This is a genomic window from Amycolatopsis sp. NPDC049252 (assembly GCF_043197175.1).
Taxonomy (GTDB): Bacteria; Actinomycetota; Actinomycetes; order Mycobacteriales; family Pseudonocardiaceae; genus Amycolatopsis.
This window is the reverse complement of the sequence record NZ_JBICSQ010000004.1, coordinates 40,102-61,675: the sequence shown is the minus strand read 5'-3', so window position 1 is coordinate 61,675 and position 21,574 is coordinate 40,102. Positions and strand designations below refer to the sequence as shown.

Annotated in this window: 24 protein-coding genes; 8 read left to right on the top strand and 16 right to left on the bottom strand. The window is 70.5% G+C overall.

All coding sequences use genetic code 11. The annotated features are described in order from the left end of the window. The first annotated feature begins 181 nt into the window (after positions 1–181). Positions 182–1,078, top strand: a complete 897-nt coding sequence (locus ACGFMK_RS07960; RefSeq protein WP_392759489.1) for a hypothetical protein — start codon at positions 182–184, stop codon at positions 1,076–1,078. Here ACGFMK_RS07960 and ACGFMK_RS07955 read toward each other — a convergent pair whose 3' ends face one another. Genes ACGFMK_RS07955 through ACGFMK_RS07945 form a run of 3 tightly spaced genes read right to left on the bottom strand, consistent with a single transcriptional unit; the run spans position 1,079 to position 3,760 of the window. Continuing rightward, entirely contained in the window at positions 1,079–2,014 is a 936-nt protein-coding gene (locus tag ACGFMK_RS07955) for an asparaginase (RefSeq protein ID WP_392759487.1), read from the bottom strand. Then, positions 2,011–2,577 (bottom strand): aerial mycelium formation protein, encoded by a 567-nt coding sequence (locus ACGFMK_RS07950; protein WP_323324680.1) that lies wholly within the window; start codon positions 2,575–2,577, stop codon positions 2,011–2,013. Before ACGFMK_RS07950 ends, ACGFMK_RS07955 begins: the two co-directional genes overlap by 4 nt. Before the next feature lie 49 nt (positions 2,578–2,626). Next, positions 2,627–3,760: a YgfZ/GcvT domain-containing protein gene (locus tag ACGFMK_RS07945; protein ID WP_392759486.1), complete on the bottom strand. Its 1,134-nt coding sequence runs from the start codon at positions 3,758–3,760 to the stop codon at positions 2,627–2,629. Between the two features lie 32 nt (positions 3,761–3,792). Here ACGFMK_RS07945 and ACGFMK_RS07940 point away from each other — a divergent pair, with 32 nt between their 5' ends. Further along, positions 3,793–4,641 (top strand): aminodeoxychorismate lyase, encoded by an 849-nt coding sequence (locus ACGFMK_RS07940; RefSeq protein WP_392759485.1) that lies wholly within the window; start codon positions 3,793–3,795, stop codon positions 4,639–4,641. Here the strand turns inward: ACGFMK_RS07940 and ACGFMK_RS07935 are convergent. The 9 genes from ACGFMK_RS07935 to ACGFMK_RS07895 all read right to left on the bottom strand — a co-directional run bounded on the left by ACGFMK_RS07935 (position 4,620) and on the right by ACGFMK_RS07895 (position 10,691). Continuing rightward, positions 4,620–5,039, bottom strand: a complete 420-nt coding sequence (locus ACGFMK_RS07935; protein WP_392759484.1) for a hypothetical protein — start codon at positions 5,037–5,039, stop codon at positions 4,620–4,622. The genes ACGFMK_RS07940 and ACGFMK_RS07935 overlap by 22 nt on opposite strands. 98 nt (positions 5,040–5,137) lie before the next feature. After that, positions 5,138–5,983 carry a biotin-dependent carboxyltransferase family protein gene (locus tag ACGFMK_RS07930; RefSeq protein WP_392759482.1) on the bottom strand — a complete coding sequence of 282 codons (846 nt, stop codon included), beginning with the start codon at positions 5,981–5,983 and terminating at the stop codon, positions 5,138–5,140. Next, positions 5,980–6,576 carry an allophanate hydrolase subunit 1 gene (locus ACGFMK_RS07925; protein WP_392759480.1) on the bottom strand — a complete coding sequence of 199 codons (597 nt, stop codon included), beginning with the start codon at positions 6,574–6,576 and terminating at the stop codon, positions 5,980–5,982. The genes ACGFMK_RS07930 and ACGFMK_RS07925 overlap by 4 nt, the downstream gene beginning before the upstream one ends. A gap of 11 nt (positions 6,577–6,587) precedes the next feature. Then, positions 6,588–7,202, bottom strand: a complete 615-nt coding sequence (locus tag ACGFMK_RS07920; protein ID WP_392759479.1) for an FABP family protein — start codon at positions 7,200–7,202, stop codon at positions 6,588–6,590. Positions 7,203–7,460: 258 nt separating this feature from the next. Continuing rightward, entirely contained in the window at positions 7,461–7,772 is a 312-nt protein-coding gene (locus tag ACGFMK_RS07915; protein WP_323324672.1) for a DUF1416 domain-containing protein, read from the bottom strand. Then, complete coding sequence (locus tag ACGFMK_RS07910) at positions 7,772–8,608, bottom strand: sulfurtransferase (protein WP_392759477.1); 837 nt, start codon at positions 8,606–8,608, stop codon at positions 7,772–7,774. Before ACGFMK_RS07910 ends, ACGFMK_RS07915 begins: the two co-directional genes overlap by 1 nt. Positions 8,609–8,638: 30 nt before the next feature. After that, positions 8,639–9,070, bottom strand: a complete 432-nt coding sequence (locus tag ACGFMK_RS07905) for a DUF4395 domain-containing protein (RefSeq protein ID WP_392759475.1) — start codon at positions 9,068–9,070, stop codon at positions 8,639–8,641. 277 nt (positions 9,071–9,347) lie between these two features. Beyond that, entirely contained in the window at positions 9,348–9,782 is a 435-nt protein-coding gene (locus ACGFMK_RS07900) for a TlpA family protein disulfide reductase (protein ID WP_392759473.1), read from the bottom strand. A 9-nt stretch (positions 9,783–9,791) separates the two neighbouring features. Next, the gene (locus ACGFMK_RS07895; RefSeq protein ID WP_323324668.1) at positions 9,792–10,691 is read right to left on the bottom strand and encodes a DUF2993 domain-containing protein; all 900 of its coding nucleotides are present in this window, start codon (positions 10,689–10,691) and stop codon (positions 9,792–9,794) included. A gap of 175 nt (positions 10,692–10,866) precedes the next feature. Between ACGFMK_RS07895 and ACGFMK_RS07890 the strand changes: the two genes are divergently transcribed. From ACGFMK_RS07890 to pstB, 6 genes are all read left to right on the top strand, one after another. Beyond that, the gene (locus tag ACGFMK_RS07890) at positions 10,867–11,619 is read left to right on the top strand and encodes a winged-helix domain-containing protein (RefSeq protein ID WP_392759471.1); all 753 of its coding nucleotides are present in this window, start codon (positions 10,867–10,869) and stop codon (positions 11,617–11,619) included. A 68-nt stretch (positions 11,620–11,687) separates the two neighbouring features. Further along, positions 11,688–12,593 (top strand): mycothiol synthase, encoded by a 906-nt coding sequence (mshD, locus tag ACGFMK_RS07885; protein ID WP_392759469.1) that lies wholly within the window; start codon positions 11,688–11,690, stop codon positions 12,591–12,593. 226 nt (positions 12,594–12,819) lie between these two features. Then, entirely contained in the window at positions 12,820–13,950 is a 1,131-nt protein-coding gene (gene pstS / locus ACGFMK_RS07880) for a phosphate ABC transporter substrate-binding protein PstS (RefSeq protein ID WP_392759467.1), read from the top strand. Positions 13,951–14,149: 199 nt separating this feature from the next. Further along, complete coding sequence (gene pstC / locus ACGFMK_RS07875) at positions 14,150–15,070, top strand: phosphate ABC transporter permease subunit PstC (RefSeq protein ID WP_392760091.1); 921 nt, start codon at positions 14,150–14,152, stop codon at positions 15,068–15,070. Between the two features lie 2 nt (positions 15,071–15,072). After that, entirely contained in the window at positions 15,073–15,987 is a 915-nt protein-coding gene (pstA, locus tag ACGFMK_RS07870) for a phosphate ABC transporter permease PstA (protein WP_323324664.1), read from the top strand. A 10-nt stretch (positions 15,988–15,997) separates the two neighbouring features. After that, entirely contained in the window at positions 15,998–16,774 is a 777-nt protein-coding gene (gene pstB, locus ACGFMK_RS07865) for a phosphate ABC transporter ATP-binding protein PstB (RefSeq protein ID WP_284747324.1), read from the top strand. A gap of 161 nt (positions 16,775–16,935) precedes the next feature. Here pstB and phoU read toward each other — a convergent pair whose 3' ends face one another. From phoU to idi, 4 genes are all read right to left on the bottom strand, one after another. Then, positions 16,936–17,601: a phosphate signaling complex protein PhoU gene (phoU, locus tag ACGFMK_RS07860; RefSeq protein WP_392759464.1), complete on the bottom strand. Its 666-nt coding sequence runs from the start codon at positions 17,599–17,601 to the stop codon at positions 16,936–16,938. Positions 17,602–17,684: 83 nt separating this feature from the next. Then, on the bottom strand, positions 17,685–19,115 hold the full coding sequence (locus tag ACGFMK_RS07855) for an LCP family protein (protein ID WP_392760089.1): 1,431 nt from the start codon (positions 19,113–19,115) through the stop codon (positions 17,685–17,687). A 1,012-nt stretch (positions 19,116–20,127) separates the two neighbouring features. After that, positions 20,128–20,832: a GGDEF domain-containing protein gene (locus ACGFMK_RS07850; RefSeq protein WP_392759463.1), complete on the bottom strand. Its 705-nt coding sequence runs from the start codon at positions 20,830–20,832 to the stop codon at positions 20,128–20,130. Between the two features lie 120 nt (positions 20,833–20,952). Continuing rightward, entirely contained in the window at positions 20,953–21,516 is a 564-nt protein-coding gene (idi, locus tag ACGFMK_RS07845) for an isopentenyl-diphosphate Delta-isomerase (protein ID WP_392759461.1), read from the bottom strand. Positions 21,517–21,574: the final 58 nt, after the last annotated feature.

The window sequence follows — 21,574 nt, the reverse complement described above, 5'->3', positions numbered from 1 at the left end:
GGCGGCCGGGGGAATCGGCGGCCCCGCATCGTCTCGACAATTCTTTCCTGCTCACACCGTACCGTGTCCGGGGGGTTCGATGCGACGTGGCACGGTGTGCCGGTCGTGACAGTGTCGGCCGGACACCGGTTACCGGCCGGTCGGTGACGATCAGCGCAGGTCGGCGTGCCACGATCTACTCGTGCTCCGTCCCTTCGTGGCCTATCTGCGGGTGTACGAACCCCTGCTCGCCCTGGGCGAGCCGCCCGACGATCGGCTGCGTGCGGCCGTCGCGGCGGCCAAGCTGGGGCGGACCGACGCGGGCGCCCGCGAGCAGGCCATGTGGCTCAAGTCACAGGTCGCCGCGCCGCGCCGGTTGCTGCCCGCCGAGCTCGCCAACGGGCGCCCGGCGCCCAGCCTGCTGACCGACGTCCTGGTACTCGACCCGGCCGACGTGCCGGAGGGCCAGCGCGTCCACGGGCCGTTCGTGTGCCCGCTGGAGCTGCGGGCCCGGTCGGCGGCCGCGCTGGTGACCTTCCTGGGCGACGCGCACCCGGCGCTGAAGAACGTGATCCTCGACGAGGGCGGCTTCACCCAGGACGCGATCCGCGCCCGCACGAAGTCCGCGCTGTCGGACCTCAGCACGTCCGCGGCGCACACGCTGTCGACCACCTGGACCGTCCCGCTGCCGTGGTTCGTGCTGGTCGACCCGGAGGACCGCAAGCTCGTGCTCGGCAGCGGCCGCGACGACCCGAAGCGGGAACTGTCCTGGCGGACCACCCTCGCCGACGCCCAGCACCGGGCGCGCGAGGCCGGTGACCTGCTGGAACAGACCTTCGGCGACTCCGGGCCGGGCCGGGTGCTGTTCGAGACGCGGCGCTGGCTCGACAGCTTCCACGCGGACTCGATCGTCGAACTCGACTACGGCGGTCTCGTGCAGCTGTTCGCCGACCCCATCCTCGAGGCCGACACCACCGCCGAAGAGGTGCACGACATCCTGGACGCGCTGCGCTCGGGCAACGTCGAGGAGCTCGCGGAACTGTTCTCCGACCTGCGGGAGTTCTGGGGCGACCTGGCGGCGCGGGAACGCGCCAACTAGCTAGCCGCGCAGTTCCGGCACCCGGATCTCGCCGACCGGGCGCCCGCCGCCGAGCACCGGCCCGTGCGCGAGCGTGTCGAGGCCGGAGACGTCCACGCCGAGGAACCGCAGCGCCTCGACGGCCAGGGGCGTGCAGGCTCGCTTCGCGCCGTCGTCGATCTTGATCGCCACCGCGAAGCCGTCCGGCAGCGCGAAGGCCTGGACGCCCTCGGCGCCGGCCTTCGAGACGAGACCGTCCACGGCGGACATCAGCTCGGTGTCCTCGCGCCCGGTGCCACCGACCAGCCACGGGTGCGCGCGCATCGCCTCGGCCACCGTCCGCTCCGGACCGCCGGACGCCGTCGCGAGCCGGCCGAACGCGCGGGCCAGCCCGGTCAGCGAGAAGCCGAAGAGCGGCGCGCCGCAGCCGTCGACGCCGGTGTGCGCGATCGGCTCGCCGGTCAGGTCGGCGACCGCGACGGCGATCGCCTGCTGCAGCGGGTGGTCCGGGGTCTCGTAACCCGCGGTCGGCCAGCCGGCGCGGACGCAGGTGGTGAGCATTCCGGTGTGCTTGCCGGAGCAGTTCATCATCACGCGCCGCGGCTCGGCGGCGTCGCGCATGCTCGGCACGTGCAGCGGGAAGTCGGCCGGGCACGCGAGGTCGTCCTCGGTCAGGCCCGCCGCCTGCAGCAGTTCGAGGACGCGCTTGACGTGGCCGGGCTCGCCGGAGTGGGACGCGCAGGTCAGCGCCAGGTCCTCGCCGGTGAAGTCCAGTCCGGACCGCAGCATGCCGACGGCCTGCAACGGCTTGTTCGACGACCGCGGGAAGACCGGCGACGTGACGTCACCGAGCGCCAGCCGGACGTCGCCCTCGGGGCCGGTGACGACGAGCGCGCCGCGGTGGACGCTCTCGACGAAATCGGAACGGACGACCTCGGCCAGGACTGGGTTCGTCACTGCGCTTCGTGCCCGCCTTCGCTTTCCAGCAGCTCGTCCACAGTGGCCGAACCCTGCTGGTAGCGCTGGGCGATCTCCGCGTTCAGGGTGTCCATGACGGTCTGGACCTCGCGCCGGAACGAGGACACCGAAAGCTCTTCGCGGGCGTAGGTGTCCAAAGCGGAGGCGAGCTTGTCGTCCGTCAGGGAACTGACGTCGGTCAGGTCGGTGTCGCCGATCAGGGCCTCGGCGTGCCGCCGGTGCTCGCCGGCGCGGGACGGCTCGAGCTGCTGGTGGCGCCCGGAGCCCGCGGCCGGGCCCAGCGCGTTGTCGGCGAGGATCGTGGCCAGCTGGTCGACGATGCTGGACTCGCCGCCGGAGCTGCGCCGGGTCTGCTCGGCGCGGACGATGTCGATCCGGGCGTGCAGCAGCCGGCGCAGGTAGGACAGATCGGTCTCTTCTTGGGCGGCTTCGTCCCGCCGCTCGCGGAGCACCTTCAGCGGCAGGTCACCCACACCGCTGAGGTATCCCGGGCCGAGCACGCGGTCGATCCGCCGCCTGCCGCCGGGCCGCACTTCGATCACAGCGCAGTTTATCCCGGTTGGGCGTGATCCTGCTGTCAGGGGTTTTCGATCAGCCACGAAGTTGCGCCGCCGCGGCCCGCCCGGGCGCCGGGAGTTCCGAGGGCACGGAGTCGGGGTCGATCGCGGCTTGGACGAGGTCGTCTTCGGAGCCGGTCAGCAGCTCGGCTCCCACCGACGTCGAACGCTTGATCAGGGCCAGCGCGATCGGGCCGAGCTCGTGGTGCTGGATCACCGTGCCGACGCGGCCGACCGTGCGGCCGTCGAGCAGCACCGGGTCGCCGGGCTCCGGCCGGATCTCGGGCGAACCGTCCAGGTGGAGCAGCAGCAGGTTGCGCGGCGGGCGGCCGACGTTGTGCACCTTCGACACGGTCTCCTGACCGCGGTAGCAGCCCTTCGCGACGTGCGCGGCCGAGCCGACCCAACCCACCTCGTGCGGGATCGTGCGGTCGTCGGTGTCGACGCCCAGCCGCGGCCGCAGCGACTCGACGCGCAGCGCGTCGAACACCCAGCTCCCGGCCGCGCGGGCGCCGGCGTCGGTGAGCTTCTTCCACCAGGCGGCGAGCTCGGCGCGGGGCGCCGCGAGGTCGACGCTGAACCGGCCGGGCCACGGCATCCGCCGCGCGAAGCCGGTGCCGCCGGGAAGCGCGGCGACCGCGTACGGCTCCGGCCCGACCTCGACTCCGACCGCGCTCAGCACGCGCTCGGAGTCCGGGCCGAGCACGGTGAGCAGCGCGAACTCGTCGGTCGCGTCGCGGATGTCCACCTTGGACCAGAACTTCATGGCCTCGAGGTACTCGCGCAGCGTCTGGGGGCCGCCCTTCGGCAGCGCGCTGGTGACACTCGTGCCCGGGTCGGTGTCGAGGTACACGGTGCCGTCGAGGTGCGCGACCACCATGTGCGTCTCGACACGGCCCTGGCTGTCGAGCACCAGCGCCTCGGTGCCGGACCCCTCGGCGAGCTCGGTCACGTGCTGCGAGATCACGAGGTGCAGCCAAGACAGCCGCTCTTCGCCCGTCACGGCCAGGACTTCGCGGTGTGACCGATCAATCACCACGACGCCGCGCGAAGCGGTGCGCTGCTCCGCGAAGGGGTCTCCCCAGTGCCAGGGGACGCCGGCTTCGGGGTGGTCGTCGGGCGGGGGGATGGATCCGGGCACGTCCAGCAGCGGCGAGCGGTACGGCATACCGCCCAGCCTAGGTGAGTACCGTGTCCGGCATGCGCGTGCTCGCCTTCCTCGACGGAACCCTGGCCGATCCGGACACCGCCCAGATCAAGGTCGACGACCTCGGGCTGACCCGCGGCGACGGTGTCTTCGAGACGATCCTGGTGGTCGGCGGCAAGCCCCGTGAGCTGCGGCCGCACCTCGACCGGCTGGCGCGTTCGGCGGCCATGCTCGACCTGCCGGAGCCCGATCTCGCGGCCTGGGAACGGGCGGTTTCGCTCGTGCTCGAACACTGGACCGGCAGCCCCGAAATGGTGCTGAAACTGGTGTACACCAGGGGTTCCGACGGCGATCCCGACGCGGTCCCGACCGGGTTCGCGCTGGGTTCGGAGGTCGCGCCGTCGATCCTGAAGGCGCGCGCCGAGGGCGTCGCCGCGGTCACCCTGGAACGCGGTTTCCCGCCGGACCTCGCCGAGCGCGCGCCGTGGCTGCTGCTCGGCGCGAAGCCGTTGTCGTACGCCATGAACATGGCCGCGCTGCGCGAAGCGCGCCGCCGCGACGCCGAAGATGTGATTTTCACCGCCGCCGACGGCTCGGTGTTCGAAGGCCCGACGTCGACCGTGGTGCTCGCGAAGGCGCGGACGCTCTTCACCCCGCCGTCGAGCGTCGGCATCCTGCCGGGCACGACCCAGGCCGCGCTGTTCCGCGGCGCCGAAAAGGCCGGCTGGTCGGTCAAGGTGGAGCCGCTGCGCGTGCGCGACCTCGTCGAGGGTGACGGCGTGTTCATGGCGTCTTCGGTCCGCAAGCTGACGCGGGTCCACACGCTGGACGGCGCGCGGCTGCCCGACTCGTCGGCCGGCTACGCCGAGCTGGTGGCGGCCTACGAGGCCGAGTACGCCTGAGCGATCCGCACGACCGCCGGCGCGATCTCTTCGGCGCGGTAGGCGGCGATCTTGTGGTGACCGTCGAGGATCAGCTCGCGCTCGCCGTCGCCCAGGACCACGGCCACCGGCCGATGCCCGGTGCGGATGGCGGTGCGGTAGTAGCCGACGCGGGCCTCGTCGGACGGCGGCCAGGTGTCGGTGGGAGTGAGGGGCTGGTCGTCCGGCACGCGTTCCGGGCCGCTGACGCGGTAGTCGCCGTCGACGAGCAGGTCGAGCACCGGGCCGAGCGTGGTGACCAGCGGACGGCGCAGCTGCCCGGTGGCGAGCGCGATCCGCAACGCCTGGGGCAGCTCCGCCCGCGCGCGCTTGTTCACATCCAGGAAGCCCGTGCCACCGCTGATCGTCACCTGTTCCACAGCTATCAGGACGGCCGGCGGCGCGACATGGTTCCGGCCCCTACCCGGACGGGTGCACCGCGTGACCCGGGTCTCACCCGCGTGGCGGTACAGACCATTCACGTCACCCGGAAGCGCACCCGCGTGCCCGGCCGGGCCTGGGCGAGTGCGCCCAGTGCGGCGGTCCGGACCACGGCCGCGACGGGATAACCGCCGGTGGTCGGGTGGTCGGCCAGGAAGACCACGGGCAGGCCGCTCGGCGGCACCTGGATCGCCCCGGTGACCACTCCCTCGCTGGGCAGCTCGCCGTCAGTGGCCCGGCGCAACGGCGTCCCGTCGAGGCGCAGGCCGACGCGGTTCGACTCGGCCGTGACCGTCCACCACGTGGACAGTCCGGCGGCCGGGTCGTCGAGCCAGTCGTCTCGGGGGCCGAGCGTCACCGGCACCACGAGTTCGTCCGGTGCCGCGACGGGCACGACGACGTCGGCGCCCGCCGGGATGCCGGGCCGGCCGAGCGGGATTACGTCGCCGGCCTTCAGCGGTGCGGGCCCGATGCCGGACAGGACGTCGCGCGAGCGGCTGCCCAGCACCGGTTCGACGGCGATCCCGCCGGACACCGCCAGATAGCAGCGCAATCCGGTCGACGGCGTGCCGACCGACAGCGTCTGCCCGGCGCGGACCGGCACCGGCGCGTGGGAGCCGAACGCACGGCCGTCGACCCGCACTTCGACCGCCGGCCCGGTGACCGCCACCGTCGCCGACGCGGTCAGCCGCACCGAGAGACCGCCGAGCAGCGCTTCGATGCCCGCGGCCGCCGACGGGTTGCCGACCAGGCGGTTCGCGAGCCGCAGGGACGCCGTGTCCAACGCGCCGGACGGGGCCACGCCGAGGTGGGCGTACCCGGGCCGGCCGAGGTCTTCGACCAGCGCGTACCGCCCCGGGTCGAGGACCTCCAGTGACCTCACCGGACGCTCCGGAACCGCACGTGGTCACCCGGGGCGAGCAGGGCGGGCGGGTCGGCGTGGGCGTCGAACAGGGGCGTGGTCGTGTGCCCGAGCAGCCGCCAGCCGCCTGGGGACTCGCGCGGGTAGACGCCGGTGAACTCGCCCGCCAGCCCCACCGACCCGGCCGGGACGCGGGTGCGCGGGGAGTCCAGGCGCGGCTGCCGCAACGGCGAGGGGAGCCCGGTCAGGTAGCCGAAACCGGGCGCGAAGCCAGTGAACGCGACCGTGTAGCCGGCACCCGTGTGGAGGTCGACGACGGCGTCGGCGGAACAGCCGGCGTCCTGGGCCACCAGGGCGAGATCGTCGCCGTCGTAGTGGACGTCGAGGGTCACTTCGCGCGGGTCGCCGGCGGGCGGGTGCGTGAGATCGGCGCCGTCCAGGACCGCGCGTGCGGCGGGGACGTCGCCGATCACCAAGAGGCTGCGGGCGCCGGGTACGACGTCGGTGACGCCGTCCGGGCGCGCCGCGAGCAGCGTCGCGTGTGCCGCCCGCATCTGGTCGAGCGAATCGCAGTCCAGCAGGGCGGCGTTCTCGCCACACCGCCGCCAGCGCATGCCGGGTGCCGTCAGCCGACCACGCGGTGCAGCAGGGCCGAGGTGTGCGGCTGCAGCTCCTGGCCCATCATCGCGCGCTCCTCGACGTAGCCGAGGGAGCCCTCGATCAGGCCGTACAGCCGCTGGGCGGCCTTGACTTCCTTGGCGCTGGCCGTGCGGATGACCGCGTCGGTGCCCAGCTCCCAGGACGTCTGGTTGCGCGGCTTGCCGTAGTACAGCTCGATCAGGCCGGTGTTGTGCGTGAGCAGCAGCTCGAGCGTGTCGTCGGCCTGCGGCCGCCAGAAGCCGGACTCCCGGGCGGCGGGGCGGATGACGTTGCCCTCGTCGTCGAGCAGCCAGGACCGCGACTCGTGGATCAGGAACGGACGGCCGTCGTGCGCGATCGTCAGCTGCTGCGCGAACTTGCGGGGGCCTTCGATGGTCGGGTAGTCGACCTCGCCCTCACCGCGCCAGACACCGACCATCGGCAGCAGCGCGAGGCAGGCCTCGTTGAGGTCCGGCCCCTCGCGCAGGTTGGCCGTGTCGTTGGGGATGGGCAGGTCGTCCCACAGCGGGAGGTTGCGCGCGCGAGTGCTCTCCGCGCGCAGTTCCGCTGCTGCGATGGCGTCGTCGCCGCTGGCAGTCATGGGTCAGCGCTGGTCCGCGTAAAGCCGGTAGACGACGTACACGGCGAACCAGGTGATGGCAACGCCCGCCAGCACCAGCAAGGTCGTAAACAGAGCTTCCACGCCCAGCAGGATAGTCCGCCGCCGCTCACCCGGCCCGGCGCAGGGTCGCCGCGGTGAGCACGGTCACCACGCCGGCCCCATCGCCGTCGAAAAGCCGTGAAGGCCACCTTGAGGGACTCAGAGTCCCCCAAGGTGGCCTTCACGGACCTTGGAACGTCAGGCGACCGAGATCGCCAGCTGGTGCAGGCCGGGCCCTTCGGCGGTGACGGACGCTTCGCCGTTACCGCTGCGGTGCAGCGCGCGCACGGTCCACTCGCCCGGCGCCGCGTAGAAGCGGAAGTCGCCGTCGGCCGAGGAGACGACCTCGCCCGTGAAGTCGCCGCCGCCGTCCAGGAGCCGGACGAACGCGCCGCCGACCGGCCCGTCCGCGCCGGTCACCTTGCCGGCCAGGACGACCTGGCCCTTCGTGTCGTAGTCCGCCGGCGTGGCCTCCTGGACCGGTGCGCCGCAGCTGTCGTCGACCGCCATCACTTGGCTCCCAACTCGACCGGCACGCCGACCAGCGAGCCGTATTCCGTCCACGAACCGTCGTAGTTCTTCACGTCGTCGTAGCCGAGCAGCTCGTGCAGCGCGAACCACGCGATCGACGAGCGCTCACCGATGCGGCAGTAGGCGATGGTGCCCTTGCCGGCGTCGATGCCCTGGTCCTTGTAGAGCTCCTCGATCTCGCCCTCGGTCTTGAAGGTGCCGTCCTCGTTGGCGACCTTCGCCCACGGCACGTTCAGCGCGCCCGGGATGTGGCCGGGGACCTGGGACTGCTCCTGCGGCAGGTGGGCCGGGGCGAGCAGCTTGCCGGAGAACTCGTCCGGCGACCGGACGTCGACGAAGTTCTTCGCGCCGATGGACTGGACGACCTCGTCGCGGAACGCGCGCAGCGTCAGGTCCTGGTCCTTGGCCTTGTAGTCGGTGGTGTCGCGCTTGACCTCGTCGGAGTTCAGCTCCCGGCCGTCGAGCTCCCACTTCTTGCGGCCGCCGTCGAGCAGCTGCACGTTCTCGTGGCCGTAGAGCTTGAAGTACCAGTACGCGTAGGCGGCGAACCAGTTGTTGTTACCGCCGTAGAGGATCACGCGGTCGTCGTTCGAGATGCCCTTCTCCGACAGGAGCTTCTCGAAGCCCTCCTTGGAGACGAAGTCGCGGCGCACCCCGTCCTGCAGGTCCTTCCGCCAGTCGAACTTCACCGCGCCCCGGATGTGGCCTCCGTCGTAGGCGGTGGTGTCCTCGTCGACCTCGGCGAACACGACGCCGGGGGTGTCCAGGTTCTCCTCGGCCCACTGGGTGGTGACCAGGACGTCTTCACGGCTCATGGAAACGGACTCTCTTTCTGGGGTTGAACTTCAGGACGCGCGGGCGGGGCTGAAGCGTTTGATCAGCAAGAACATTTCGCAGCCCAGGCAGAAGTTGAAGGCCGCGTTGAGGAAGGCCGCGAACAGCGCGAACGCCGTCGCGACGATGCCCAGCGGGGTGACGCCGAGCGCGAAACCGAGGGTCCCGATCAGCGCGAACACGAACCCGACCGCCTGGGCGAACCGCAGCGGCGCCGCGTCCTCCCGCTCGGTCGTCGGGCCCAGGCGCGGGGCCACCAGGTAGCGGTACAGCAGCGAGTACGGCGCGGGCTTGAGCCCGACGAACGCGCCGATGGCGAAGACGACGGTCTGGATCGCCAGCAGCGGCCACCACTGGGTGACCAGGACGACCGCGAGCACGATCGTCGTCAGGATGGCGGCGAACCGCGGGCCACGCGGGTCGACGGCCGGTCCGGCGGACATGGTTCCTCCAGCTGGAGCAGAGAAAGGTGCGTGCATACGGCACGCGTCAGCGGCATCAGGGCTGGCTGGGGACCGAAGCGATGAGAAGACGTCGTTCAGCGCCGGTCGGGCTGAACACGACACAGGCTGCTGCGGACGCGGCAGAGGTCGACTGCGCGTCGCTGCGTCAAGAAGGTGGTCAGCCCGGTCACGGGTGCGAGGGTACCCAGAGCTCCCTCAGGGTGGGAACCACGTTCATACCTTGGGACGATTCCCGTCCGGTGGGACACCGGCCTCGTCAGGACGTCCGCAGAGTGAGATGCGGGCGCAGCGCCTCCAGCAGATCCGCGCCCTTCGGGACGCCGCTGACGCGCAGCAGCTCGCGGCCGTCCGGGGCCAGCGCGATCGTGGTCGGCGTCCGCAGCACGGACAGGGACTGCGCGACCTCGGGCTGGTTCGTGACGTCGAGTTCGACGTGGTGCAGGCCCTCGGTCCGCTCCGCGAGCGGCGCGAGGACGGCCTTCGCGTGCCGGCAGGGCGCGCAGAAGGTGGTGGAGATCTGGACCAGCGTCACGGCGGACGCCGGGTCGAGCGCGGCGGCGACGGGGCCGGGCAGCTCGCGCACGGGCTCGGTGTCCCGGGCCTCACGCACGCGGCCGTTGCGGGCCCGCAGCACCAGCCCGGCGGCCGTCCCGGCCACCAGTACCGCCACGAGCACCCACAGCCCCGTCACCGGCCACTCCTACTTGCTCAGGTCCGCGAAGGACACGTTCGACGCCTCACCCTTGATGGTCACCGATCCGCTCTGCACCCGCACGCCGGTCGGGGTGACTGACAGCGGCAGGTCCTTCGTCGCGATCGACGCGTTGAAGTTCGGCAGCAGCGCCTTCTGCACCGCCTGGGGAACGACCGTGGTCTCCTGGTCATTCCCGAACTGCAGCCGCTTCGGCGCGAAGGTGATCGTCCCCGCCTTCGCGTCCGCCTCGATCATCGCGAAGCAGAAGATTTCCAGATCCTTGCCCGCGAACTGAAGGTGTCCCGAAATGCGGACACCCGTGCTCGACTCGTCGACGGTCTGGCCGTCGGCGGCGGTCGTGGTGGTCGTCGGTGTCGGCTCGCTCTGCCCGGAGTCGCCGTTCTGGACGTAGTCCGTGGTCGCCGGCTCGATCCGCAGGTCCTTGATCTTGTCCAGCGGCGAGATGCGGGCCAGGTCGGCGGCCTTGATGGTGACCGCCCCGGTCAGCTTGCCGATGGTGATCGCCTTGGTGTTGCCGTTCGTGAGGTCCGACAGCGGCGCGGTGACGTCCTCGAGCTCGGCGTTCAGCGCGACGTCCTGCAGCTTGTCGCCGACCGGCACCCCGGCGGCCGACACGCTGATGTGACTGTAGTCACCGCCCAGCGCCTGCGTGAGGAACGGGAAGCCGTGGATCGTCACGGACGGGTCGTCGGTCAGCTGCAGCTGCTCGCGCGCCTTCTGCGAGATCGTGTGCTCGGCGAACGCGGCGGCCCCGAAGTCGGCGCCGACGAGCAGCAGCACCAGCACGACCAGGGCGATCACCCAGCGACGGCCCCGGCGGCCGCGGCGTCGCGCGTCCGGCCTCGGTGCGGGTCGGTCGTCCCGGGTCACGGGCCTGCTCACCATCGCGTCCGTACTCCTGTTTCGTCGGGGGTCATCGGGGTTCGTCGGGCGCACCGGGGGTTTCTCCAGGTGTGATCGATCCAGCAAGGGTTAGGTGCCCGGCCGTTGAGCCGCTATTCTCACTTAGCACCGACTAACGCCACCGTGAGGCGACGATTTTGAGAAGGCGGTGCGGCTCATGAGCCTGGACCTTCTGGTACTCACCGCGGAAGCGGACGCCACTTCGGTGCTTCCCGCGCTGGACTTGCTGCCGCACACCGTACGCGTCCGTCCCCCCGAGGTGACCGCCCTGCTCGACGCGGGGCACCGTGACGTCATCCTGCTGGACGCGCGCAGCGATCTGGCCTCGGCGAAGAGCCTCTGCCGGCTGCTCAAGGGCACCGGTGAGGACGAGGCGTCCACCCCGATCATCGCCGTCGTCGGCGAGGGCGGGCTGGTGGCGGTCAGCGCCGAATGGCGTACCGACGACATCCTGCTGCCGACGGCGGGCCCGGCCGAGGTCGACGCCCGGTTGCGGCTGGTCACGACCCGCGACGGCGGTTCCGCGCAGGTCGACGCCGAGCTGCGGGTCGGCGAGCTGGTCATCGACGAGGCGACCTACACCGCGCGGCTCAAGCGGCGCACGCTGGAGCTCACCTACAAGGAGTTCGAGCTGCTCAAGTACCTCGCGCAGCACGCCGGCCGGGTCTTCACCCGCGCCCAGCTGCTGCAGGAGGTCTGGGGCTACGACTTCTTCGGTGGCACCCGCACGGTCGACGTGCACGTCCGGCGGCTGCGCGCCAAGCTCGGCCCGGAGCACGAGCAGATGATCGGCACCGTGCGCAACGTCGGGTACAAGTTCGAGCGGCCGGCCAAGGGCGCACCGCGCGGCAGCGTGCCGGCGCAGGCGCCCGCCGAGGCGCCGGCCGACACCCCCGAACTCGCGCGCTAGGTCCCCCACGCTCTTCAGGACGTCTCGCACGACCTTCGCGTTGCTCCGGTCCCGGGTACGGTCACGGGGTGAGTGGAGACGGGGAGTGGCGCCAGGAACTGGACGGGCAGCAGCTCGCGGACGTGCGGCAGCTGCTGCTGGCCGTGCGCGACGCGGACGGGCGGCCCGAGGTCGAGCCCGAGGGCGCGCTGCCGGGCGAGTTCGACGGCGGTGAGCACCTCGTCGCGTGCGTCGACGGCGACGTCGTCGGGTACGCCCACCTCGACACCACCGGCGACTCCTTCGGCCACCAGGTCGCGGAGCTGTTCGTGCACCCCGCCCACCGCAGCCGCGGATACGGCGCGAAGCTGCTTCAGGCGCTCGACGAGCGTGCCGCGGTCGGCTTCCGGGTGTGGGCGCACGGCGACCACCCCGCGGCGCGTCAGCTCGCGCTGAGGGCCGGGCTGGAGCGCAAGCGCGAGCTGCTGATCCTGCACACCACCGTCGACGGGGCGGACTGGCCGGAGCCGGTGCTGCGCGACGGCGTCACGCTGCGCGCGTTCGTGCCGGGCCAGGACGAGGACGCCGTCGTGGGGGTCAACGCGCGGGCCTTCGACTGGCACCCCGAGCAGGGCGCGCTGACCGCCGAGGACGTCCGCGCCGACGAGCGCCGGCCGTGGTTCGATGCGGCCGGCTTCTTCCTCGCCGAAGAAAAAGGCGAGGTCATCGGCTTCCATTGGACGAAGGTGCACGAGGCCACGCCCGGCCGCTTCGGCGGCGAGCGCGTCGGCGAGGTGTACGTCGTCGGCGTCGATCCTTCGGCGCAGGGCGGGGGCCTCGGCCGGGCGCTGACGCTGGCCGGGCTGCGGTACCTCGCGGGCCTGGGGCTGCGGCAGGTGATCCTCTACGTGGAGGGTGACAACGCTCCGGCGCTGGCCGTTTACACGAAGCTCGGGTTCACCCGTCACGAGACCGACGTGCAGTACGGTCGGTGACCACGTTGGACGCCGTGCAAGCACTCCGTCACTGTGGGCAAACCCGCAGGTCACGGCCAGGACACGGCACCCTTTCAGAGTAGTAGCACTGCTCACACCCACGGCCTTGTTCACTTTGCGTTCATTTGTTCACGGCCGACCGTCCACCAGGGCTGCCTAATGTCCGGATCCGGCGCGGCACCACGCCGCGGGTGTTCCGGTCAAGCTCCTGATGGAGGAAACAGCAGTGAAGATCATGCGGCCCCTGAGCGCGGTGGGCATCGTGGCGAGCGCCGCCCTCGTGCTCGCCGCCTGTGGTTCCGACCCCGCGGCGTCGAACAGCAGCGGCTCGTCCTCGGCGGCCGCTCCGGCCGCCACCGGCACGGCCGACGTGGAGTGCGGTGGCAAGAGCCCGCTGTCCGCGGAAGGTTCGTCCGCGCAGAAGAACGCGATCGACATCTTCACGCAGCAGTTCAGCAAGAAGTGCCCGGGCCAGCAGGTCAACTACAACCCGAGCGGTTCGGGTGCCGGCGTCAAGCAGTTCAACGCCAACCAGATCGACTTCGGCGGCTCAGACTCCCCGATCAAGGACGCCGACGCGGCTGCCGCCAAGGCCCGCTGCGCCAGCGACGCGTGGAACATCCCGATGGTCGTCGGCCCCGTGGCCGTCGCCTACAAGCTGTCCGGTGTCGACAAGCTGACGCTGACCCCGTCGGTCATCGCCAAGATCTTCAGCGGTGCCATCACCAAGTGGAACGACCCGGCCATCAAGGCGGTCAAGGGCAACGAGAGCGCGAACCTGCCGGACAAGGCCATCCAGGTCGTCTCCCGCTCCGACGAGTCGGGCACCACCGACAACTTCCAGAAGTACCTGGGCGCGGCGGCGAAGGCCGACTGGACCAAGGGTGCGGGCAAGAAGTTCAACGGTGGCGTCGGCAACGGTGCGCAGGGCTCCAACGGTGTCGCGACCGCGGTGAAGGCCTCCGACGGCGGCATCACCTACGTCGAGGGCGCGTTCGCCAAGGACGGCCTGACCCCGGCCCTGATCGACAGCGGTTCCGGCGGTGTCGAGCTGAACTCGGAGAACGTGGCGAAGTCCCTCGAGGCGGCCAAGTTCCTCAAGGACGGCACGAACGACCTCGCGCTCGACCTCAACGGCATCTACGCCAGCAACACCCCGGGTGCCTACCCGCTGCTGCTGACGACCTACGAGATCGTCTGCTCGAAGTACGCGAACGCGGACGTCGCCAAGGCCGTCAAGGCGTACCTGACGGTGGCCGCCACCGACGGTCAGCAGCCGCTGTCCGCCAAGGGCTACGTGCCGATCCCGCAGTCGCTGCAGACCAAGGTGCTGGCCGCGGTCAAGGCGATTTCCTGACCTGGTCTTGCTACCGCTCCCCGAGTTGATACAGGCTGGACAGAACTAGTCGATGAGCGAGTCATCCTCGACGCGAACGCCCACCGGCGACCCCGGTGGGCGTTCGTCGTCCGCCACCACGCCCCCGGAGGATCCGATTTCGGAGCAACCCACCTCGACGGCGGCGCCCGAGCCGCCCGCGAGCGAGAAGCCGAAGAAGGTGCGGCCCGGTGACCGCATCTTCCAGAACCTGACCACCGGGGCCGGGATCTTCGTCGTCGCCCTGATCGGCCTGATCGGGCTCTTCCTGCTCATCCAGGCGATCCCGGCGCTGCAGGCCGACAAGGCCAACTTCCTCTTCAACCACGGCTGGTCGACCAACGACCCCGCGAACATGTCGTTCGGCATCCTCGACCTCCTCGAGGTCACGGTGGCGACGTCGCTCGTGGCGCTGATCATCGCGATGCCGGTTTCGCTGGGCATCGCGCTGTTCCTGACCCAGTACGCGCCGAAGCGGCTCGCGCGGCCGTTCGCGTACGTGATCGACCTGCTCGCCGCGGTGCCGTCGATCATCTTCGGCCTCTGGGGCATCCTGGTCTTCGCCCCGGCCATCGAGCCGTTCTCGCAGTGGATCAACGACACGTTCTCGTGGTTCCCGCTTTTGGCGCCGGGCAACGTCGCGCCGAGCGTACGCGGCACGATCTTCACCGCCGGCATCGTGCTGGCCGTGATGATCCTGCCGATCATCACCTCGCTCTCGCGCGAGGTGTTCGAGCGGACACCGACCCCGCACATCGAGGGCGCGCTCGCCCTCGGCGCCACGCGCTGGGAGGTCATCCGCACCACGGTCCTCCCGTTCGGCAAGGCCGGCTACGTCGGCGCGTCCATGCTCGGCCTCGGCCGCGCGCTGGGCGAGACGATCGCGCTGGCCGTCATCCTGCTCATCCCGCAGGGCCGCAACTTCGACTGGAGCCTCTTCGACGGCGGCGCCACGTTCGCCTCGAAGATCGCGGCCAACTACAGCGAGTTCAACAACGAGGTCTCCGCCGGCGCCTACATCGCGGCCGGCCTCGTCCTGTTCGTGCTCACGTTCCTCGTCAACTTCGCGGCCCGGTCCATCATCGGCAAGAAGGGAGACTGAGCATGACCACCACGCTCGACGCCCCTGCCACGACCCCCGCGTTCCAGCAGGTCAGCCTGGCTCGCAAGGTCAAGAACGGCCTCGCGACCACGCTGGTCTGGCTGTCGTTCCTGATCGCCGTCGTCCCCCTGGTGTGGGTGCTGTACACGGTCGTCGCGAACGGCATCAAGCGCATCCCGTACTCCAACTGGTGGACGCAGGACCTGGGCAACTACCTGTCCGACGAGGTCGGCGGCGGTGTGCTGCACGCGATCATCGGCAGCCTGCTGCAGGGCCTCGTCTGCGCGATCATCGCGGTGCCGATCGGCATGCTCGTCGCGATCTACCTCGTCGAGTACGGCCGCGGCCGGCTCGCCAAGGTGACGACGTTCATGGTCGACATCCTCTCCGGTGTTCCCTCGATCGTCGCCGCGCTGTTCATCTACGCGCTCTGGATCACCACGTTCGGCCTGCCGCGCAGCGGTTTCGCCGTATCGCTGGCCCTGGTGCTGCTGATGATCCCGGTGGTCGTCCGCTCGTCGGAGGAGATGCTGCGGATCGTCCCGGACGACCTGCGCGAGGCCTCCTACGCGCTGGGCGTGCCGAAGTGGAAGACGATCGTGAAGATCGTCCTGCCGACGGCGCTGTCCGGCATCATCGGCGGCATCATGATGGCGCTCGCCCGGGTCATGGGCGAGACCGCGCCGTTGCTGGTCCTGGTCGGCTACTCCGCCTACACGAACTGGGACATCTTCCACAACGAGCAGGCGGCGCTGCCGCTGCTGATGAACAACGAGCGCGTCACCAACTCCATGGACCCCGGCTCGGTCGGCTTCGACCGGATCTGGGGCGCTGCGCTGACGCTGGTGCTCATCATCGCGATCATCAACCTCCTCGCCACCGTGTTCGCGCGCCTTGTCGCCCCGAAGAAGAAGTGAGCTGTAAGCCATGGCAAAGCGAATCGACGTCAAGGACGTGGACATCTACTACGGCAAGTTCCACGCCGTCGACGGTGTCACCCTGTCCGTGCCCCCGCGCAACGTCACCGCGTTCATCGGCCCCTCGGGCTGCGGCAAGTCGACGGTGCTGCGCACGCTGAACCGCATGCACGAGGTCATCCCCGGCGCCCGCGTCGAGGGTGACGTCCTGCTGGACGGCGAGAACATCTACGCCTCGGCCGTCGACCCGGTCCAGGTGCGGCGCACGATCGGCATGGTGTTCCAGCGCCCCAACCCGTTCCCCACGATGTCCATCAAGGACAACGTCGTCGCGGGCCTGAAGCTGGGCGGCACCAAGGGAAAGAAGACGCTCGACGAGATCGCCGAGCGTGCCCTGCGCGGCGCGAACCTGTGGAACGAGGTCAAGGACCGCCTGAACAAGCCGGGCGGCGGCCTCTCCGGCGGTCAGCAGCAGCGTCTCTGCATCGCCCGCGCCATCGCGGTGCAGCCGGACGTCCTGCTGATGGACGAGCCGTGCTCGGCGCTGGACCCGATCTCGACCCTGGCGATCGAGGACCTGATCGGTGAGCTGAAGAAGGACTACACGATCGTCATCGTCACGCACAACATGCAGCAGGCGGCGCGGGTTTCCGACCAGACGGCGTTCTTCAACCTCGCCGGCGTGGGGCAGCCGGGCCGGCTGGTGGAGCTCAACGACACGGAGAAGATCTTCTCCAACCCGGACGAAAAGGCCACGGAAGATTACATTTCCGGCCGCTTCGGCTGAGTAGTCGTTGTTGCGGAAGGCCTTTCTCGCCCGTGCTCGGGGCCGGCGAGAAAGGCCTTCTTCTTTTGCGGGCGCAGTGTCCGAAGTGGATATGCGAAAGCCATTGGTCCGCAATGAAAAAGCCCCCGGCGCCGGCCGGGGGCTTTCTCGTCGAACGAGGCTCAGATGTCGTCGTCGGAGCCGTAGCCCGGCATCTTGCCGGTGACCACGAAGATCATCCGCTTCGCGACCGACACCGCGTGGTCGGCGTAGCGCTCGTAGAAGCGGCCCAGGAGGGTGACGTCGACCGCCGCGGCGACGCCGTGGGGCCATTCGCGGTCCATCAGGACCGTGAAGAGGTGGCGGTGGATGTCGTCCACCTGGTCGTCGTCGGACTCGAGCGTCTTCGCCGCTTCGACGTCCTTCGTCTTGATGACCACCTCGGTCTGCCGGGCCAGCTTCACCGCGACCTGGCCCATTTCGGCGAAGTACGGCCGCACGGCCTCGGGCAGCACGGGTTCCGGGTGCCGCCGCCGCGCGGCCTTCGCCACGTGCAGCGCCAGGTCGCCCATCCGCTCCAGGCTTTCCGCGGCGTGGATCGCCGCCAGCACGGTGCGCAGATCGGTCGCCACCGGAGCCTGGAGGGCGAGCAGGGCGTACGCCTGCTCCTCGCACAGGGCGCGGGCGTCGTCGACCTTCGCGTCGTCGCTGATCACCTGCTCGGCGAGACTGAGATCGACCTCCAGAAGGGCCTGGGTGGCGCGCTCCATGGCGTCGGCGACCTGGAGCGACATGGCCGCCAGGTTGTCGGCGAGCTGTTCGAGTTCGACATGGTAAGCCTCACGCATGGCCCAACCCTACGGGCAACCGTGACCGAACACCGCATCGCTGGGTGAACCGTACGTGAACCCGGACTAACAATCCTCGCGGCTCAGCCGGTGGTGCCGGTCTTCTTGCTGCTCGAAGTCTTGGACGTGGTCTTCGACGATGTCGACGTCGACTTCGACGAGGTCGAGGACGACGACTTCGAGGTGCTGGTGGGCGCCGGCTGATCGCTCTGCGGGACCGGGGCGTTCGGGTCGGGCAGCGCGGTGTTGTTGCGCAGCGCGTCGAAGAGCGCCTTCGTCTTGCTGCGGACGAGGACCTCGTTGCCGCGGCTGTTGGCGATGCCGACCGTCGGCACCGTGAGGAACGAGATCTTCGACTGGTCGAGGCCCTTCATCGACTGCGCCAGCGTCATCATCTGCTTGACACCGAGGTTGTCGCCGAAGGTGGCCTTCGCGAACGCCGTGATGAAGTCGCTGAGCTTGCCCGGGTCGAGCACGACGTCGGACGACATGACCTTCTTCAGCAGCGCGCCGATGAACTCCTGCTGCCGCTTGATCCGGCCGTAGTCCGACGTCGGGTCACCCTTGACGTGCCGCGCGCGGACGAAGTTCAGGGCCTGGTCACCGGAGATCGTGACGTCGCCGGTCTCCAGCAGCACCTTGCCGAGCACGGAGTCGTCGATCGGGATCTCGTTGTGGACGGTGACACCGTGCACGGCGTCGACCATCTCCTTGAAGCCGTTGAAGTCGATGCCGACGAAGTGGTTGATCCGCAGCCCGGTGAGCTGCTGGATCACCTTGGTCACGCACGAGGGCCCACCGACCGCGTACGCGGTGTTGAGCTTCGCGATCTTCTGACCGGGCACCTTCTCGTCGGTGTTCTTGTTCTGCGCGGGGTCCCAGCGCTGGCAGTCGGGCCGGTCGATCTCGAGGTCGCGCGGGAACGACGTGACGACGACGCGCTTACGGTCGGCCGGGATGTGCGCCACCATCACGGTGTCCGAGCGCGCGCCCGGCGTGCTGTCCGCGGTGCCGACGCCTTCCTCGGCCGCGGCGCCGTCACGGGTGTCGGACCCGACCATGAGGAAGTTCTCGTCGTTGGCCTGCGCCGCGGCGTCCTGGATGTCGGACGAGTTCTCGTCGAGGGCCGAGATCTGCGTGAACTTCGCGTCGAAGTAGGTCTGGGCGCCCCACGCGCCACCGACGCCGAGGAAGACGAGCGCGGCGACGACGGCGGCGGCGATCCGCCCGAACCGGCCCGCCCGCTCGTGCTTGTGCTCCTTCTTCTCCTGCAGCCGTGTCTGCGCGGCCGGCTCGGCGGCGTCCGTCTCGGACTCGACCGGGGTGACCACGCGCTGAAGGGCCGTACGCGTGCTTTCGATCAGGGAAGCCGGGGAGAGGCGCTCACGGCGTTCACGCCGCTTCGCCTCCTCGGCGTTCCCCTCGTCGTGCGCGGCCGAGAACCGGGCGAGGGTGTGGTCGATCTTGCGGCGGTACTGCGTCGCCTCGTCGATCGCTTCCATCTCGTCGGTCATGGTCAGCGGGTCGAGCTCGGAGCGCGGCGGGACCGCGCCGGCCGGGGCGTCGGCCTGCGGGCGCCGCAGCGCGGTGGTGTCGGGCGTCGGCCGCGCGCGTCCCGGTGCCGAGGATTCGGACGCGGCGGCGCGCTGGGCCGCCGGGCCGTCGGCCAGGGGGCGGCGGATGTCAGCGGTGGGCCGGGTGCGTCCCGGCGCCGACGATTCGGACGCGGCCGCGCGCTTCGCGGCCGGGCCGTCAGCGGTAGTTGGTGGCCGCTTCACCATCGGTGCGTCGGGGGCCGGGGGGCGCTGGGGGGCCGGCGCGTCCGCACGCGGCGGTACGGCGCCGTCCTGGGTGGGCGCGGGGCGTCGGGGCCGCCGGGGTGGCTGCGGCGCGGCCGACGTCTGCTGCTGGCCCGGGTTCGCGGCCGGCGGGCGGCGCTGGAGCGGGGCCTCGGGCTGCGGGGCGGCGGCGCTCGTGCGGCGCGGCTGACGCGGCCGCGGGGGACGCGGTTGACGAGTGGCGTCCGCGGGTACTGGGTTGTCAGCGGGCGACTGTGCCGGCCGCGGCGCGCGACGCGGCGGCTGCGCGGCCCGGGGCGGTTCGGCCGTACGCCCGCGCTGTCCCGGCTGGTCAACGCGGTCCTGCTGGTCGCGCGGCGGGACGGGGCGGACACCGGTGGTCTTGGCGACGACGTCCGAAACGCTGATCCCGCCGTGGTCCTCCATGGACCTGCGTCTACCGCTTCGGGGTCGCGCGGGACCATCGACGCGGCGACCGGTTCCCGGGCTGTCGTGCTCGTCCGGCACTCGGTCTCCTTTCGCGCGCTCAGGGGCAGGCATCGACTTGGCCGTCTTCCCCCGCGAGAGGTGATCGTTCCCGCCGAGGTTTTCGTTATCGTACGGATACCCCCCGTTCGTGACGACACCCTCCCGGAATTTTCTTCACCTTGAGTCGACGAACGGCCGCCTGGCGTCGACAAACGGGTGAAGGCGCTTGTAAGCAATCCGGGGTAATGCGGAGTTTACGTTACTCTGAGTGGGTTATTAACCGAGTCGTTTGCGCGTCGTGATAGGCGACTTTGTTCCGCCCCGCACGTTTCGCGGCGTAGAGCAAGGTGTCGGCGCAGCGCAGCTGACGCTCGGGGGTCGCGTCCGCGTCCGGCTCGGCCGCGGAGTCGTGCGCGAGCCCGGCGCTGATGGTCACGCAGAGTCCCGGCTGGAGTTCTGACCAGGGGTGACGGGCGACGCGCAGGCGGGCGGCGTCGACGATGCGGACGGCGTCCCCGGCGTCGACGCCGGGCAGCCACAGCACGAACTCCTCGCCGCCGTACCGGGCGCAGAAGCCGTCTTCGGGCAGCTCCTCCTGCAGGAGGTCGGCCACCCGGCGGAGGACGCGGTCGCCGACGAGGTGACCGTACGTGTCGTTGACGCGCTTGAAGCGGTCGAGATCGATCAACGCGATCGCCAGCGGGGGCCGCGGCCGGGCGGTCTGGTGGCCGGTGAGCGGTCCGTACAGGCGCTCGTCAAGGTACCGGCGGTTGTAGCTGGACGTCAGCGCGTCACGCAGGCTGCCGTCACGGGCGATGTCGAGGGCGGAGCGCAGGTGCTGGTAGGCGCGGCGCCAGTCGCCCTGGGTCGCGAACAGGCTCGCGACGGCTTCGTGGATGCGGAGCAGGTCCGGCGGCTGCGGGCCGCGTGCCCGGCGCAGCGCGGCTTCGTCCTCGGCGACCATGCCCACCTCCACCACGCATTGGTTGTCGTCGTAGAGGTGGCCGCGCTTGAGGTGTGGGTACGGACGAAAGTGAATTTCGCTCAAACGGGAGGTCGTCGGTGACTCAGCGGAGTCGGACAGTCAGAGACTCGAGAACGGTTCGATGTCCTTGAGCTGCGTGTACTGGTCCTTGGCCCAGTAACTCACATTAGCCGTCTTGTCGTTCAGCAACTCCGTGTAGTCGCCCCAGGGAATCCAGCGCCAGCCGCCGACCTCGGCCGGGTTCGGCGCCGGCTCGGTGTCGGTCCAGGCGGCGAACACCGGGCAGAACTCGTTCTCGACGATCCCTTCGAACGGCGGCGTCCGGTACCGGTACTTCGGCAGCACGCAGTGCAGCCCCGACAGCGACGGCAGCCCGAGCTCGTAGGCGGCGCGGCGGCGGACGGCGTCCTCGAGCGACTCACCGGGCGCGGGGTGCCCGCAGACGCTGTTGGTCCAGACCCCCGGCCAGACCTTCTTCTCGTGCGCGCGCTGGGTGATCAGCAGGGCCTGGTCGCTGCGGCGCAGGACGTAGCAGGAGAAGGCCAGGTGCAGGCGGGTGTGCTCGTGGTGGCTGGCCAGCTTGGGCCCGGTCTCGCCGGTGGGAACACCGTCCTCGGTGACGAAGACGACGCGCTCGGTCTCGGTTTCGGTCGCGGTATCCACCGGCCCAGTAGACACGACGGCCGCGTGTGTCCTGTACCGCAAGGCGAGTGGCCGCGAC

Excerpts from the sequence above, each read along its gene's own strand:
- phoU (WP_392759464.1), bottom strand. The coding sequence starts at position 17,601 with ATGCGTGAGGCTTACCATGTCGAACTCGAACAGCTCGCCGACAACCTG.
- ACGFMK_RS07850 (WP_392759463.1), bottom strand. The coding sequence starts at position 20,832 with ATGGTCGCCGAGGACGAAGCCGCGCTGCGCCGGGCACGCGGCCCGCAG.
- ACGFMK_RS07890 (WP_392759471.1), top strand. The coding sequence starts at position 10,867 with ATGAGCCTGGACCTTCTGGTACTCACCGCGGAAGCGGACGCCACTTCG.
- ACGFMK_RS07945 (WP_392759486.1), bottom strand. The coding sequence starts at position 3,760 with ATGCCGTACCGCTCGCCGCTGCTGGACGTGCCCGGATCCATCCCCCCG.
- ACGFMK_RS07940 (WP_392759485.1), top strand. The coding sequence starts at position 3,793 with ATGCGCGTGCTCGCCTTCCTCGACGGAACCCTGGCCGATCCGGACACC.
- ACGFMK_RS07915 (WP_323324672.1), bottom strand. The coding sequence starts at position 7,772 with ATGGCGGTCGACGACAGCTGCGGCGCACCGGTCCAGGAGGCCACGCCG.
- ACGFMK_RS07905 (WP_392759475.1), bottom strand. The coding sequence starts at position 9,070 with ATGTCCGCCGGACCGGCCGTCGACCCGCGTGGCCCGCGGTTCGCCGCC.
- ACGFMK_RS07895 (WP_323324668.1), bottom strand. The coding sequence starts at position 10,691 with ATGGTGAGCAGGCCCGTGACCCGGGACGACCGACCCGCACCGAGGCCG.
- ACGFMK_RS07855 (WP_392760089.1), bottom strand. The coding sequence starts at position 19,115 with ATGACCGACGAGATGGAAGCGATCGACGAGGCGACGCAGTACCGCCGC.
- pstA (WP_323324664.1), top strand. The coding sequence starts at position 15,073 with ATGACCACCACGCTCGACGCCCCTGCCACGACCCCCGCGTTCCAGCAG.
- pstB (WP_284747324.1), top strand. The coding sequence starts at position 15,998 with ATGGCAAAGCGAATCGACGTCAAGGACGTGGACATCTACTACGGCAAG.
- ACGFMK_RS07920 (WP_392759479.1), bottom strand. The coding sequence starts at position 7,202 with ATGACTGCCAGCGGCGACGACGCCATCGCAGCAGCGGAACTGCGCGCG.
- ACGFMK_RS07910 (WP_392759477.1), bottom strand. The coding sequence starts at position 8,608 with ATGAGCCGTGAAGACGTCCTGGTCACCACCCAGTGGGCCGAGGAGAAC.
- ACGFMK_RS07925 (WP_392759480.1), bottom strand. The coding sequence starts at position 6,576 with ATGCGCTGGCGGCGGTGTGGCGAGAACGCCGCCCTGCTGGACTGCGAT.